This window comes from Enterobacter sp. RCC_40, assembly GCF_041360735.1.
Lineage (GTDB): Bacteria > Pseudomonadota > Gammaproteobacteria > Enterobacterales > Enterobacteriaceae > Enterobacter > Enterobacter ludwigii.
This window is the reverse complement of the sequence record NZ_JBFUPR010000001.1, coordinates 811,096-824,382: the sequence shown is the minus strand read 5'-3', so window position 1 is coordinate 824,382 and position 13,287 is coordinate 811,096. Positions and strand designations below refer to the sequence as shown.

The 13,287-nt window shown below is 55.3% G+C and carries 12 protein-coding genes and 1 other annotated feature; of the genes, 7 read left to right on the top strand and 5 right to left on the bottom strand.

Annotation, left to right across the window (positions count from 1 at the left end; translation table 11 throughout):
- Positions 1 to 45: 45 nt before the first annotated feature.
- Positions 46 to 2,643, bottom strand: coding sequence for a type I DNA topoisomerase (gene topA / locus AB6731_RS03865; protein WP_020882439.1), 2,598 nt, complete (start codon positions 2,641 to 2,643; stop codon positions 46 to 48).
- A 399-nt stretch (positions 2,644 to 3,042) separates the two neighbouring features.
- Between topA and AB6731_RS03860 the strand changes: the two genes are divergently transcribed.
- Positions 3,043 to 3,294 (top strand): YciN family protein, encoded by a 252-nt coding sequence (locus tag AB6731_RS03860; protein WP_020882438.1) that lies wholly within the window; start codon positions 3,043 to 3,045, stop codon positions 3,292 to 3,294.
- A gap of 34 nt (positions 3,295 to 3,328) precedes the next feature.
- On the opposite strand, the gene sohB is transcribed toward AB6731_RS03860, so the two are convergent.
- Positions 3,329 to 4,375: a protease SohB gene (gene sohB, locus AB6731_RS03855; protein WP_020882437.1), complete on the bottom strand. Its 1,047-nt coding sequence runs from the start codon at positions 4,373 to 4,375 to the stop codon at positions 3,329 to 3,331.
- A 250-nt stretch (positions 4,376 to 4,625) separates the two neighbouring features.
- Here sohB and AB6731_RS03850 point away from each other — a divergent pair, with 250 nt between their 5' ends.
- Together AB6731_RS03850 and cobO are read left to right on the top strand one after the other, a co-directional pair.
- Positions 4,626 to 5,387 (top strand): YciK family oxidoreductase, encoded by a 762-nt coding sequence (locus AB6731_RS03850; protein ID WP_020882436.1) that lies wholly within the window; start codon positions 4,626 to 4,628, stop codon positions 5,385 to 5,387.
- Positions 5,384 to 5,974 carry a cob(I)yrinic acid a,c-diamide adenosyltransferase gene (cobO, locus tag AB6731_RS03845; protein ID WP_371005907.1) on the top strand — a complete coding sequence of 197 codons (591 nt, stop codon included), beginning with the start codon at positions 5,384 to 5,386 and terminating at the stop codon, positions 5,972 to 5,974. The genes AB6731_RS03850 and cobO overlap by 4 nt, the downstream gene beginning before the upstream one ends.
- Before the next feature lie 35 nt (positions 5,975 to 6,009).
- Here cobO and rluB read toward each other — a convergent pair whose 3' ends face one another.
- The 3 genes from rluB to rnm form a co-directional block, all read right to left on the bottom strand.
- Positions 6,010 to 6,885 carry a 23S rRNA pseudouridine(2605) synthase RluB gene (rluB, locus tag AB6731_RS03840; protein WP_008502809.1) on the bottom strand — a complete coding sequence of 292 codons (876 nt, stop codon included), beginning with the start codon at positions 6,883 to 6,885 and terminating at the stop codon, positions 6,010 to 6,012.
- Positions 6,886 to 6,981: 96 nt separating this feature from the next.
- The gene (locus tag AB6731_RS03835) at positions 6,982 to 7,602 is read right to left on the bottom strand and encodes an L-threonylcarbamoyladenylate synthase (protein ID WP_003856793.1); all 621 of its coding nucleotides are present in this window, start codon (positions 7,600 to 7,602) and stop codon (positions 6,982 to 6,984) included.
- On the bottom strand, positions 7,599 to 8,492 hold the full coding sequence (gene rnm / locus AB6731_RS03830; RefSeq protein WP_311382626.1) for an RNase AM: 894 nt from the start codon (positions 8,490 to 8,492) through the stop codon (positions 7,599 to 7,601). The genes AB6731_RS03835 and rnm overlap by 4 nt, the downstream gene beginning before the upstream one ends.
- Positions 8,493 to 8,619: 127 nt before the next feature.
- Between rnm and trpL the strand changes: the two genes are divergently transcribed.
- From trpL to trpCF, 4 genes are all read left to right on the top strand, one after another.
- Positions 8,620 to 8,664 carry a trp operon leader peptide gene (gene trpL, locus AB6731_RS03825; protein WP_106993556.1) on the top strand — a complete coding sequence of 15 codons (45 nt, stop codon included), beginning with the start codon at positions 8,620 to 8,622 and terminating at the stop codon, positions 8,662 to 8,664.
- Positions 8,641 to 8,735 (top strand) — a sequence feature (Trp leader region). It overlaps the preceding gene by 24 nt.
- Positions 8,736 to 8,760: 25 nt before the next feature.
- Positions 8,761 to 10,323 (top strand): anthranilate synthase component 1, encoded by a 1,563-nt coding sequence (locus tag AB6731_RS03820; protein WP_311382627.1) that lies wholly within the window; start codon positions 8,761 to 8,763, stop codon positions 10,321 to 10,323.
- Positions 10,323 to 11,918, top strand: coding sequence for a bifunctional anthranilate synthase glutamate amidotransferase component TrpG/anthranilate phosphoribosyltransferase TrpD (gene trpD, locus AB6731_RS03815; RefSeq protein WP_014170382.1), 1,596 nt, complete (start codon positions 10,323 to 10,325; stop codon positions 11,916 to 11,918). The genes AB6731_RS03820 and trpD overlap by 1 nt, the downstream gene beginning before the upstream one ends.
- Positions 11,919 to 11,921: 3 nt before the next feature.
- Entirely contained in the window at positions 11,922 to 13,280 is a 1,359-nt protein-coding gene (gene trpCF, locus AB6731_RS03810; RefSeq protein WP_371005906.1) for a bifunctional indole-3-glycerol-phosphate synthase TrpC/phosphoribosylanthranilate isomerase TrpF, read from the top strand.
- Positions 13,281 to 13,287 lie beyond the last annotated feature (7 nt).

Below are 13,287 nucleotides of genomic sequence, written 5' to 3'. Positions count from 1 at the left end.
GCCGGAAGTCCGGCCCTTTTACAGGTAAGTTACGGTAAGGGAAGATTATTTCTTGCCTTCAACCCATTTTCCGTCGACAAAGAAGGCGGACCAGCCGGTCGCTTTACCCTCTTTCTCAGCCGCAACGTACTGCTGTTTTGTTTTACGGCTAAAACGTACCACCGTTTTATTCCCTTCAGGATCCTGCTGTGGCGCATCGGCCAGATAACGCAGTTTCTCAGGCAGACGGTCGCGGAAGCGATGCAGCTCTTCCACCAGCGGCGCGCGGGTTTCACGCGATTTCGGGAAGGTGTTGGCCGCGAGGAAGACCCCGGCAGCACCGTCACGCAGCACGAAATAGGCGTCAGACTTCTCACACGGCAATTCTGGCAGCGGAACCGGATCTTCCTTCGGCGGCGCGACTTCACCGTTACGCAGAATCTTACGGGTGTTCTTACACTCGTCGTTGGTGCACGCCATGTATTTCCCGAAACGCCCCATTTTCAGGTGCATTTCCGAGCCACACTTCTCGCACTCAACGATAGGGCCGTCATAGCCTTTGATGCGGAACTCACCCTCTTCGATCTCATAACCATCACACGTTGGGTTATTCCCGCAGACGTGCAATTTGCGTTTCGGATCGATCAGGTAGCTGTCCATCGCCGTGCCACATTTCTTACAACGACGTTTGGCACGCAGGGCATTGGTTTCTGCATCGTCACCTTCCAGCACGTTAAGAACTTCGTTCTCAGGTACCAGGTTGATGGTGGTTTTGCAGCGCTCTTTCGGCGATAACGCATAGCCGGAGCAACCGAGGAAGACGCCTGTTGTCGCAGTACGGATCCCCATCTTACGGCCACAGGTTGGGCAATCGATGCTGGTCAGTACCATCTGGTTAGGCAGCATGCCGCCCTCTTCAGGATCTTTCTCCGCTTTTTCAAGCTGGTTGGTAAAGTCGCTGAAGAAGCTGTCGAGCACTTTCTTCCATTCCGCCTGATGGCTGGCAACCTGGTCAAGGCTGTCTTCCATCTGTGCGGTAAAGTCGTAGTTCATCAACTCGCGGAAGTTAGCTTCCAGACGGTCGGTTACGATCTCACCCATTTTTTCAGCGTAGAAACGGCGGTTTTCAACACGCACATAGCCACGATCCTGAATGGTCGAAATGATTGACGCATAGGTTGACGGACGACCAATACCGCGTTTTTCCAGCTCTTTTACCAGCGATGCTTCGCTAAAGCGCGCAGGCGGCTTGGTAAAGTGCTGAGCTGGCACGAGGTCAACCAGAGAGAGTTCATCCCCTTTGTTCACCGCCGGCAGCGTTCGGTCTTCGTCGCCTTTACGCAGTGCAGGCATGACTTTCGTCCAGCCGTCGAAACGCAGGATACGGCCACGCGCTTTCAGACGGAAATCACCCGCACCAACGGTAAGCGTAGTGGAATCATACTGCGCGGGTGTCATTTGACACGCGACGAACTGGCGCCAGATAAGCTGGTACAGCTTCTGGGCGTCGGCTTCCATATCCTTCAGCGATTCCGCTAACACAGAGACGTCAGAAGGACGAATGGCTTCGTGCGCTTCCTGTGAGTTCTCTTTGCTGGCGTACTGGTTAGCGCTTTCCGGCAGGTATTTCTTACCGAAATTGTCACCGATATAGCCGCGCACCATGTTAACCGCATCCTGACTCAGGTTAGTCGAGTCGGTACGCATGTAGGTGATGTAACCCGCTTCATACAAGCGCTGGGCCATCATCATGGTTTTCTTCACGCCATAACCCAGACGCGTGCTTGCGGCCTGTTGCAGCGTAGAGGTAATAAACGGTGCGCCAGGCTTACTGCTGGTCGGTTTGTCTTCACGCTCCAGAACCTGATAGCGTGCTTTTTCCAGCAACGCCACCGCGGCCATGGTCTGGTCACGGTTTTCAGGACGGAAAGGCTTGTCGTTCTGATGGCTCACCTGCAGCGGCAGAGCATCCCCGCCCGGCGTGGTGACATTCGCGTCGACTTCCCAGAACTCTTCTGGCACAAACGCTTTAATTTCGCGTTCACGTTCAACGACAAGACGCACGGCAACGGATTGCACACGGCCTGCGGACAGACCACGGGCAATCTTTTTCCACAGCAGTGGAGACACCATGTAGCCCACAACACGGTCCATAAAGCGACGTGCCTGCTGCGCGTTTACACGGTCAATGTTCAGTTCGCCCGGCTTTTCAAACGCCTGACGAATCGCATTCTTCGTAATTTCGTTAAACACTACACGGCTGTAGCGTTTGTCATCACCACCGATCACTTCCCGCAGGTGCCACGCAATGGCTTCCCCTTCGCGGTCAAGGTCGGTTGCGAGATAGATGTGGTCTGCTTTTTCAGCAAGCTGTTTCAGCTCATTAACAACTTTTTCTTTCCCGGGCAGCACTTCGTATTGTGCATCCCAGTTGTGCCATGGGTTAACACCCATGCGGTTGACAAGCGCGCTACGTTCATCCTTTTTAGGCTTTTTAGCCCCTTTGGTGGAGGTAGAGTCTGCGCTCTTTTTGCTGGCTGAGCCACTGGTCGGCAAATCGCGGATATGACCCACGCTGGACTTAACCACGTAGTCATTACCCAGATACTTATTGATCGTTTTGGCTTTTGCCGGGGACTCAACGATGACGAGAGCTTTACCCATATTCACCTTTACCTAATTTAATTCTTCCAGGAATACGCCGCACGTTGATTTCCCTTCCACTGACGACGCGTCATTGATATTGCGACTGCGTCAGGGGATATCAACCCCTTTGTCTTACCGAACGTCAGAGAAAAGACGCCCAGGTGATTGAGTTTTCGGGTATTTTTCTCACGCCTCATATGATTCGTGACGAATTACCGGTCGAATGTCAAGCAATTCTGTTGCCAGAATGACGAAAGCGCACACTCTACCTGATAAAATCCGTTACGCAACTTTATTAGCATGCAAAAGCAAATCACGCCAGCCAGGCTCCTGCGCCTTATCCCCTCAGATTACAGGGAAAATTTGCCCCCAAAGCGCCCTCGGCGTAGACTATTGTCACTGTTTAAGGAGTGGATTATGCACAATACGACCCAACCAATTGACCGAGTCTCTCTGCTTATCGAAGCAAACAAGCTTATCCGTGATCATGAAGATACTCTGGCGGGCATTGAAGCCACCGGCGTAGAACAGCGTAATGGCGTGCTGGTTTTCAGCGGCGAATACTTCCTTGACGAACAGGGGCTACCTACCCCGAAAAGCACCGCCGTGTTTAACATGTTTAAATACCTGGCGCATACGCTTTCAGAGAAATATCACCTGGTTGATTAATGCAAAACGCGAGGCCTGAGCCTCGCGTTTTTGTTTACAGCAACGGTTTTTGTCCGCGCTGTAGCCAGCGGAGCAACAGCCGATCGGCACTTTCTGCCGCACTGTTGGTAAAGCGATCGAGCAGACGCTTGCGCTGCGTAAAGCGCACGCCCACCAGCTCACGGCCGTCCATCAGGTTCAGCAGCAGGTCATCGCTGGTGCCCACCTCATCTACCAGTCCTTTCTCCTGGGCCTGGATCCCGTACCAGTGCTCCCCCGTCGCGACCTGCTCAATATCGAGCGATGGGCGCATACGGTGCACAAAGTCTTTAAAGAGGTGATGCGTTTCATTGAGATCTTCACGGAATTTCTGACGCCCTTCTTCCGTGTTTTCCCCCAGCAGCGTCAGAGTGCGTTTGTACTGCCCGGCCGTGTGCAGTTCAATGTCGATCTCTTTGTTTTTGAGGAAGCGGTTAAAGTTAGGGATTTGCGCAACCACACCGATTGAACCAATAATAGAAAACGGTGCCGCCACAATTTTATCCGCGACGCAGGCCATCATGTAGCCACCGCTCGCCGCGACTTTATCCACCGCGACGGTCAGCGGGATCTGTTTTTCACGCAGGCGCTGCAGCTGTGACGCAGCCAGTCCGTAACCGTGTACCACACCGCCCGGGCTTTCAAGACGCACCACCACCTGATCCTGCGGTTTTGCCACGGCAAGAACGGCAGTGACCTCTTCGCGCAGAGACGAAACTTCATGCGCATCCATGCTGCCTTTAAAGTCGAGCACATAGACGCGTGGCTTTGCCTCATCCTGCGGTGCATTGAGCTTGGCTTTCGCTTTTGCCGCTTTGGCTTCCTGTTTATGCTTTTTCTTCTGCGCTTTAAGCCACTGCTTCTGTTGATGGCTATCGAGCAGCGACAGAGACATATCTTCCTGCATCTCTTTATACTGCTCACTCAGGCGGGTAATGCGTAACTCCCCACGCTGACGCTTACGCTGCGTCAGGTTTACAATCAGAACGGCAATCACCGCAATGGCAATCACCACCGTTGCGATTTTGGCCAAAAACAACCCATACTGAGAAAGTAATTCCACGCGTTCCACCTTGTTTAACCACGATTCTTTCACGGCAGTGTACAACAGCCCTGCCCATGCGTCTCGCTCGTGACATTACCTCTACGAGCCTGCTTCAGGAATCCCCTCATGGGGGTTTAAATATTTGCAAATTGTTAATTTTACAGTAATGCCTCCTGTAGACTGATTGAATTCTCATGCTAATTCGGGCATAAAGCCGAAAAGTCATAAAGAAGGCGTCATTGCGTCACTGCGCGCCAGAGGAGTCCCCGTGCATTATCAACCGCAAAAAAATCTGCTGCAAAATCGCATCATTCTGGTCACCGGTGCCAGCGACGGAATTGGTCGCGAGGCGGCCCTGACCTACGCTGACTATGGCGCGAGCGTTATTCTTATTGGTCGTAACGAAGAGAAACTGAAAAGCGTCGCGCAGGAAATAGAGGCGGCAGGCGGCATTCCGGCCCCGTGGTATACCCTCGATTTACTCACCTGCACGCCAGCGGTGTGCCAGGAGCTTGCTCACCGTATTAGCGCCCACTACCCGCGGCTGGACGGTGTCCTGCACAATGCGGGTTTGCTGGGAGAAGTCCGTCCTATGGATGAACAGGATCCCGATATCTGGCAGCAGGTGATGCAGGTCAACGTCAACGGCACGTTTTTCCTGACGCAGGCATTGCTTCCTTTATTACTTAAATCCGAGTCCGGCTCGCTGGTCTTTACCTCCTCAAGCGTAGGCCGCGAAGGTCGAGCCAACTGGGGGGCATATGCCGTCTCGAAATTCGCGACTGAAGGGATGATGCAGGTGCTGGCGGAAGAGTATCAAAGCCGCCATCTGCGCGTAAATTGCATTAACCCGGGAGGAACGCGCACCAAAATGCGCGCCAGCGCCTTCCCGTCGGAAGACCCGCAGAAACTGAAAACACCCGCAGACATTATGCCGCTTTATCTCTGGCTGATGGGCGACGACAGCCGTCGTAAAACGGGGATGACCTTCGATGCCCAGCCGGGCCGTAAACCAGGGATTTCGCAATGAGTGAAGAACGCCATCAACAACGCCAGCAGCGTCTGAAGGAACAGGTCGATGCGCGCGTTGCGGCCGCACAGGACGAGCGCGGGATAATTATCGTCTTTACCGGTAACGGCAAAGGTAAAACTACCGCGGCATTTGGCACCGCCACGCGTGCTGTCGGTCACGGGCAGAAAGTGGGCGTCATTCAGTTCATCAAAGGCGAATGGCCGAACGGCGAACGTAATCTGCTTGAACCGCATGGCGTTGAATTTCAGGTGATGGCGACAGGTTTTACATGGGATACGCAGAACCGTGAAACCGATACTGCAGCTTGTCTTGCAGTCTGGGAGCACGCCAAAAGAATGCTGGCAGACCCCGCCCTGAATATGGTTCTGCTGGATGAGATAACCTATATGGTGGCCTACGACTATCTCCCGCTGGATGCGGTACTGGAGGCGTTACAACAACGCCCGGCGCACCAGACGGTTATCGTCACAGGGCGTGGCTGTCATCGGGAAATACTGGAGCTTGCTGATACCGTCAGCGAAGTGCGTCCGGTCAAACACGCGTTTGACGCGGGAATCAAAGCGCAAATCGGTATTGATTACTAAGAAAAAAGCCCGGTGATATTCACCGGGCTTTTATGTTAACCGTTGTTGTTGCGGCTGCCAGAGCGGCGGTTGCTGCTCACCTGGCTATGGCGTTTCACCGCACGACGGATCTGATTCGCCTTCATACGACGACGATCTTTTTCCACCGCCACTTTAGAGGTGGTTTCTGGCGTCAGGCCAACCAGTTCACGCAGGTAGTTAGTCTGTGTCAGATCCAGCTCGGTATAACCACCCCGTGGCAGACCTTTTGGCAGCAGGATGTCGCCATAACGGACACGGATCAGACGGCTCACCTGCACACCTACCGCTTCCCAAAGACGACGCACTTCGCGGTTACGGCCTTCAGTCAGGGTAACGTTGTACCACTGGTTAATGCCTTCGCCACCGGTAAATTTGATGGTTTTAAATGCCGCAGGACCGTCTTCCAGCTGAACGCCGCGTGACAGATCGCGCAGTTTATTCTCATCAACCTGGCCGAAGACACGCACGGCGTATTCGCGTTCCACTTCACGGCTAGGGTGCATCAGACGGTTTGCCAGTTCACCATCAGTGGTAAACAGCAGCAGGCCGCAGGTATTCACGTCCAGACGCCCCACGGCAATCCAGCGAGCGCCGCGCAGTTTAGGCAGACGGTCAAACACCGTCGGGCGACCTTCAGGGTCGTTGCGCGTACACAGCTCGCCTTCTGGCTTGTAATACGCCAGCACGCGGCAGATCTGCTCAGCGGACTCTTTCACGGAAATAAGATGACCGTCGATGCGGATCTTCAATCCCGGTACGATTTCTACGCGGTCACCCAGCGTGGCGATTTTACCGTCCACACTCACGCGACCCGCTTCAATAATGGCTTCGATTTCACGGCGTGAACCGTGGCCGGCACGCGCCAGCACTTTCTGTAACTTCTCGCTCATTGAGCTTCCTCAGGTGTCGCCTTCACAGGCGTCGAATCAGGTCAAAAGAGGGCTCAGCCCTGCTTTGATGGCCGCGTAGTATATCTGCTTACACCCTTACAAGAAAGGCTTAACATCACCCACGCCTTCACGAATCACTTCTGGCGCATCTTCGGTTAAGTCAACAACGGTGGTTGGCTGCTGACCAAGGTAGCCGCCATGAATAATCAACTCGACCACCTTTTCCAGACGGTCTTTAATCTCTTCGGGATCGGATTCGGTGAACTCGCTGCCAGGCAACATTAAAGAAGTCGAAAGCATCGGCTCGCCGAGGGTTTCCAGCAGCGCCTGCGCAATCGGGTTGGACGGTACGCGCATCCCGATGGTTTTACGCTTTTCCTGTAACAGTCGGCGCGGCACTTCCTTGGTTCCTTTAAGAATAAAGGTGTAGTTGCCCGGCGTGTTATTTTTGATCAGACGAAACGCCACGTTATCGACATACGCGTAGGTCGACAGTTCGGAAAGATCGCGGCACATCAGGGTAAAGTTATGGCCGTCCGGCAGCTGACGAATGCGGCAAATGCGCTCCATCGCCCCTTTGTCTTCAATTTTACAGCCCAGCGCGTAGCCAGAATCGGTCGGGTAGACAATCACGCCGCCTTTGCGAACGATCTCCACGGCCTGATTAATTAAGCGTGGCTGCGGGTTATCCGGATGAATATAGAAAAACTGACTCATACTTCCCTCTCTTCAATTTTCTGCGGCTGTTCCCAGAGCTGCCAGACGGGCTCAACGCCTGCGGGCAACCAGAGCTTGCGTCCCAGCTCGATCCACGCACAGGGCTGATGGAAATCCGACCCTTGCGAACCCAGCAGACCGAACTGACGCGCGTAGGTTGCGAGCTGCGCACGCTCATTGGGCGCCTGCTGACACTGGGCGACTTCCATCGCCTCACCGCCACATTCGGCAAAGTGTGCCAGCAGTCTTTTCAGCCACTTAGCAGAAAGATTATACCGCCCCGGATGGGCGAGCACGGCCTTACCGCCAGAATGATGAATGACATCAATAGCTTGTTTTATTGTACACCACTGTGGCGGAACGTAACCGGTTTTCCCGCGTGCCAGATATTTTTTAAACACGTCCGCCATCGTTGTGGCTTTGCCCGCCTCAACCAGAAAACGGGCAAAATGGCCGCGCGTCACCGCCCCACCGTTTGCCAGTTTCTGTGCACCTTCCAGCGCTCCGGGAATATGCGCTTTTTCCAGTCGCTCACCAATCATTTCGGCGCGTTCGTTGCGGCGCGATTTTTGTTCTTGCAAAAACGCACGCATTGCCGGATGTTCAATATCGATATTGAGGCCAACAATGTGAATTTCGTGATTTTCCCAGACGGTCGAAATTTCGACGCCGGGCACCAGATTCAGCGCCAGTCCGCTGCGGGCAATTTCGGCGCGCGCCGCGGGAATAGCATCTGTCGTATCGTGATCGGTTATCGCCAGCGTGCCGACACGCATTTCAACGGCGCGATGAACCAGGACTTCGGGTGTCAGCAGGCCATCAGAGGCCTGAGTATGGCTGTGTAAATCATAAATTACGGCGTAGGTGGTATCGCTCAAAGCACTTCCCATAGCAGGTTAAAGACATCCGAAACCCCTATGATAACGGCTTGGCGCGAAATTCTGAAATCAAGGGTTGACAACTTGTCATCGAACTAGTTAACTAGTACGCAAGTTCACACGAGAAAGGTATCTGAAAATGACAGCACATTTCACTCTGCACGGTTGGTGGCGCACATCCTGATTATCGGGCAGTGTCACACGTCTGCAAAATGCAAACAGATACCCAGCCCGCGACTAAGCGGGCTTTTTTTTGAACAGAATAAATGAGAACAACATAATGCAAACAGCCAAACCACACCTCGAATTGCTGACCTGCGAGGCGGTCTATCGCCACAACCCAACCGCGCTGTTTCATCAGGTCTGCGGTGCGCGTCCGGCAACGTTGCTGCTGGAATCCGCGGATATTGACAGTAAAGACGATCTTAAGAGCCTGCTGCTGGTCGACAGCGCATTGCGCATTACCGCGCTGGGTGACACTGTCACGATTAAGGCGCTCTCTGAGAACGGTGCCGCGCTGCTGCCACTGCTGGACGCCTCCCTGCCAGCAGGCATCGAGAATGAACGCCACCCGGAAGTGCGGGTACTGCATTTCCCGCCGGTCAGCCAACTGCTGGACGAAGATGCACGCCTCTGTTCTTTGTCAGTCTTCGATGCCTTCCGCCTGCTGCAAAACCTGGTCTCGGTACCAGAAGATGAACGCGAAGCGATGTTCTTTGGCGGGCTGTTTGCTTACGATCTGGTCGCCGGTTTCGAAGACCTGCCGGAAACCGAACAGGGCAACCGCTGCCCTGACTACTGCTTCTACCTGGCCGAGACCCTGCTGGTGATCGACCATCAGAAAAAATACACCCGTATTCAGGCGAGCCTGTTCACGCCATCCGTGACCGAGAAAACACGTCTTGAGCAGCGCATTGCTCAGCTGCAACAGCAAATGACCGAAGCGCCACCCGCACTGCCGGTTCAGCATATAGAGAAGATGACCTGTGAGGTTAACCAGACTGACGATCAGTACGGTGCCGTGGTGCGTCAGATGCAAAAGGCGATTCGCGCCGGGGAAATTTTCCAGGTCGTCCCGTCCCGTCGTTTCTCACTGCCCTGCCCGTCGCCGCTGGCGGCCTATGACGTGCTCAAAAAGAGCAACCCAAGCCCGTATATGTTCTTTATGCAGGACAACGAGTTCACCCTGTTTGGCGCGTCACCGGAAAGCTCCCTGAAATACGACGCCACCAGCCGCCAGATCGAGATCTACCCGATTGCCGGTACACGCCCGCGCGGGCGTCGCGCCGATGGATCTCTGGATCGCGATCTCGACAGCCGTATCGAACTGGAAATGCGCACCGACCACAAAGAGCTCTCCGAGCACCTGATGCTGGTCGACCTGGCGCGTAACGATCTGGCCCGCATTTGTACTCCCGGTAGCCGCTATGTGGCTGACTTAACGAAAGTCGACCGTTACTCCTTCGTGATGCACCTGGTGTCCCGCGTGGTGGGTGAACTGCGCAACGACCTCGACGTGCTGCACGCCTATCGCGCCTGCATGAACATGGGCACCCTGAGCGGTGCGCCGAAAGTCCGTGCGATGCAGCTTATCGCCGCCGCCGAAGGGCGTCGTCGCGGCAGCTATGGCGGTGCGGTGGGTTATTTCACCGCGCACGGTGACCTTGATACCTGCATCGTTATCCGCTCTGCCTATGTTGAAGACGGCATTGCCACCGTCCAGGCGGGCGCCGGGGTGGTTCTTGATTCTGTTCCGCAGTCTGAAGCTGACGAAACGCGCAATAAAGCTCGCGCGGTATTGCGCGCCATCGCTACCGCACACCATGCACAGGAGATTTTCTGATGGCTGACATTCTGCTGCTCGATAACATCGACTCCTTTACCTATAACCTGGCAGATCAGCTGCGTGCGAATGGTCACAACGTCGTTATCTATCGTAACCACGTGCCGGCGCAAACCCTGATTGAGCGTCTGGCAACCATGCAAAACCCGGTGCTGATGCTCTCTCCTGGCCCCGGCGCCCCCAGTGAAGCGGGCTGTATGCCTGAACTGCTGACCCGTATGCGCGGCAAGTTGCCTATTATCGGCATCTGCCTGGGGCATCAGGCGATTGTTGAAGCCTATGGCGGATACGTCGGCCAGGCGGGTGAAATCCTGCACGGTAAAGCCTCCAGCATTGAACATGACGGTCAGGCGATGTTTGCCGGACTGCCGAATCCGCTGCCGGTGGCGCGCTACCACTCGCTGGTCGGCAGCAACATCCCGGCAGGCCTGACCATTAACGCCTCGTTCGAAGGCATGGTGATGGCCGTACGTCACGATACCGATCGTGTCTGTGGGATGCAGTTCCATCCGGAGTCAATCCTCACCTCTCACGGCGCGCGTCTGCTGGAACAGACCCTGGACTGGGCGCTGCAGAAACTGGAACAGACCAACACCCTGCAACCTGTTCTGGAAAAATTGTACCAGGCACAGACCCTGAGCCAGCAGGAGAGCCACCAGCTCTTCTCCGCCGTGGTTCGCGGTGAACTGAAGCCTGAACAACTGGCGGCCGCGCTGGTGAGCATGAAAGTTCGCGGTGAAAGCCCGCAGGAAATTGCCGGTGCGGCAACGGCGCTGCTGGAAAATGCCGCCCCGTTCCCGCGCCCGGACTATATGTTTGCGGATATCGTCGGTACCGGTGGTGACGGCAGCAACAGCATCAATATCTCCACCGCCAGCGCCTTCGTGGCGGCTGCCTGTGGTTTGAAAGTGGCAAAGCACGGTAACCGCAGCGTCTCCAGCCGGTCGGGATCGTCAGATCTGCTGGCCGCATTCGGTATCAACCTCGAGATGAACGCCGAACGTTCGCGTGAAGCCCTGGACGACCTGGGCGTCTGCTTCCTGTTTGCGCCGAAATATCACACCGGTTTCCGCCATGCGATGCCGGTTCGCCAGCAGCTTAAAACCCGCACGCTGTTTAACGTGCTCGGCCCGCTGATCAACCCGGCCCATCCGCCGCTGGCGCTAATTGGCGTCTACAGCCCGGAGCTGGTTCTGCCGATTGCAGAGACCCTGCGCGTGCTGGGTTATCAACGTGCCGCGGTGGTTCACAGTGGGGGAATGGATGAAGTGTCGCTGCATGCGCCAACGCTGGTGGCCGAACTTCGCGACGGTGAAATCCTGAGCTATCAGCTGGAGGCGAGCGACTTTGGTTTAACGCCTTACCATCAGGAAGCGCTGGCGGGCGGCACGCCTGAAGAAAACCGTGACATTCTGACGCGCTTATTACAAGGTAAAGGAGAGGTCGCCCACGAGGCCGCCGTGGCTGCCAACGTCGCGATGCTGATGCGTTTGCACGGCGAGGAAGATCTCAAAGCCAACGCACAAAAAGTTCTGAACGTACTGCGCTCAGGTGCAGCTTACGATCGCGTTACCGCACTTGCGGCAAGAGGGTAAAGAATGCAGACCGTTTTAGCGAAAATCGTTGCCGATAAGGCCATCTGGGTGGAAGCACGTAAAGCACAGCAGCCGCTGGCCAGCTTCCAGAATGACGTTGTCCCGAGCAGCCGTCGTTTCTATGATGCTCTGCAGGGCGCACGCACCGCGTTTATTCTTGAGTGCAAAAAAGCGTCTCCGTCGAAAGGCGTTATCCGTGACGATTTCGATCCGGCGCGAATTGCCGGTATCTACAAACATCATGCGTCAGCCATCTCCGTGCTGACGGATGAGAAGTATTTCCAGGGCAGCTTCGATTTCCTGCCTGTTGTCAGCGGGATCGCGCCACAACCGATCCTGTGCAAAGACTTTATTATCGACCCGTATCAGATTTGGCTCGCTCGCTTTTACCAGGCCGATGCCTGCCTGCTGATGCTCTCAGTGCTGGATGACGAACAGTATCGCCAGCTCGCTGCGGTCGCGCACAGTCTGAACATGGGCGTGCTGACCGAAGTGAGCAACGAAGAGGAGCTGGAACGCGCCATTGCGCTGAAAGCCAAAGTGGTCGGCATCAACAACCGCGATCTGCGTGACCTGTCGATTGACCTGAACCGCACGCGCCTGCTGGCGCCGCGTCTGGGCTCTGGCGTCACCGTGATCAGTGAATCCGGTATTAACAGCTACGCTCAGGTCCGCGAGCTGAGCCATTTCGCCAACGGTTTCCTGATTGGTTCTGCAATGATGGAACATGACGATCTCAATGCCGCGGTGCGCCGTGTACTGTTGGGTGAAAACAAAGTGTGCGGCTTAACCCGTGAAGAGGATGCCCTGGCTGCGTATGACGCCGGTGCGATTTACGGCGGGCTGATTTTTGTCGCCTCCTCCCCGCGCGTGGTGACCGAAGCGCAGGCGCGTCAGGTGATGACGGCAGCGCCACTCAGCTATGTGGGGGTCTTTCGCAACGCGGATATCGCCGACGTGGTAGCAAAAGCCGAAGCGTTATCTCTGCATGCGGTACAGCTTCATGGCAACGAAGATCAGGCCTATATCGATTCCCTGCGAAGCGCGCTGGCACCTCAGGTGCAAATCTGGAAAGCGCAGAGCGTGGGCGACAGGTTGCCTGAGCGTAACCTGAATCATGTTGATAAATACGTACTCGATAATGGCCAGGGCGGCACGGGACAGCGTTTTGACTGGTCCCTGTTGCACGGCGAAGTGCTGGACAATGTTTTGCTGGCGGGTGGACTTAGCCCGGATAACTGCGTGGAGGCCGCCAAAGCGGGCTGCGCGGGCCTCGATTTCAATTCAGGCGTAGAGTCGCAGCCGGGCATCAAAGATGCCAGTAAGCTGGCCTCGGTATTTAAAACTCTGCGTGCATATTAAGGAAGAG

Bases quoted from the DNA above. Each gene is read 5' to 3' on its own strand.
- topA (WP_020882439.1), bottom strand. From the start codon at position 2,643: ATGGGTAAAGCTCTCGTCATCGTTGAGTCCCCGGCAAAAGCCAAAACG.
- AB6731_RS03860 (WP_020882438.1), top strand. From the start codon at position 3,043: ATGCACAATACGACCCAACCAATTGACCGAGTCTCTCTGCTTATCGAA.
- cobO (WP_371005907.1), top strand. From the start codon at position 5,384: ATGAGTGAAGAACGCCATCAACAACGCCAGCAGCGTCTGAAGGAACAG.
- rluB (WP_008502809.1), bottom strand. From the start codon at position 6,885: ATGAGCGAGAAGTTACAGAAAGTGCTGGCGCGTGCCGGCCACGGTTCA.
- AB6731_RS03835 (WP_003856793.1), bottom strand. From the start codon at position 7,602: ATGAGTCAGTTTTTCTATATTCATCCGGATAACCCGCAGCCACGCTTA.
- rnm (WP_311382626.1), bottom strand. From the start codon at position 8,492: ATGGGAAGTGCTTTGAGCGATACCACCTACGCCGTAATTTATGATTTA.
- AB6731_RS03820 (WP_311382627.1), top strand. From the start codon at position 8,761: ATGCAAACAGCCAAACCACACCTCGAATTGCTGACCTGCGAGGCGGTC.
- trpD (WP_014170382.1), top strand. From the start codon at position 10,323: ATGGCTGACATTCTGCTGCTCGATAACATCGACTCCTTTACCTATAAC.
- trpCF (WP_371005906.1), top strand. From the start codon at position 11,922: ATGCAGACCGTTTTAGCGAAAATCGTTGCCGATAAGGCCATCTGGGTG.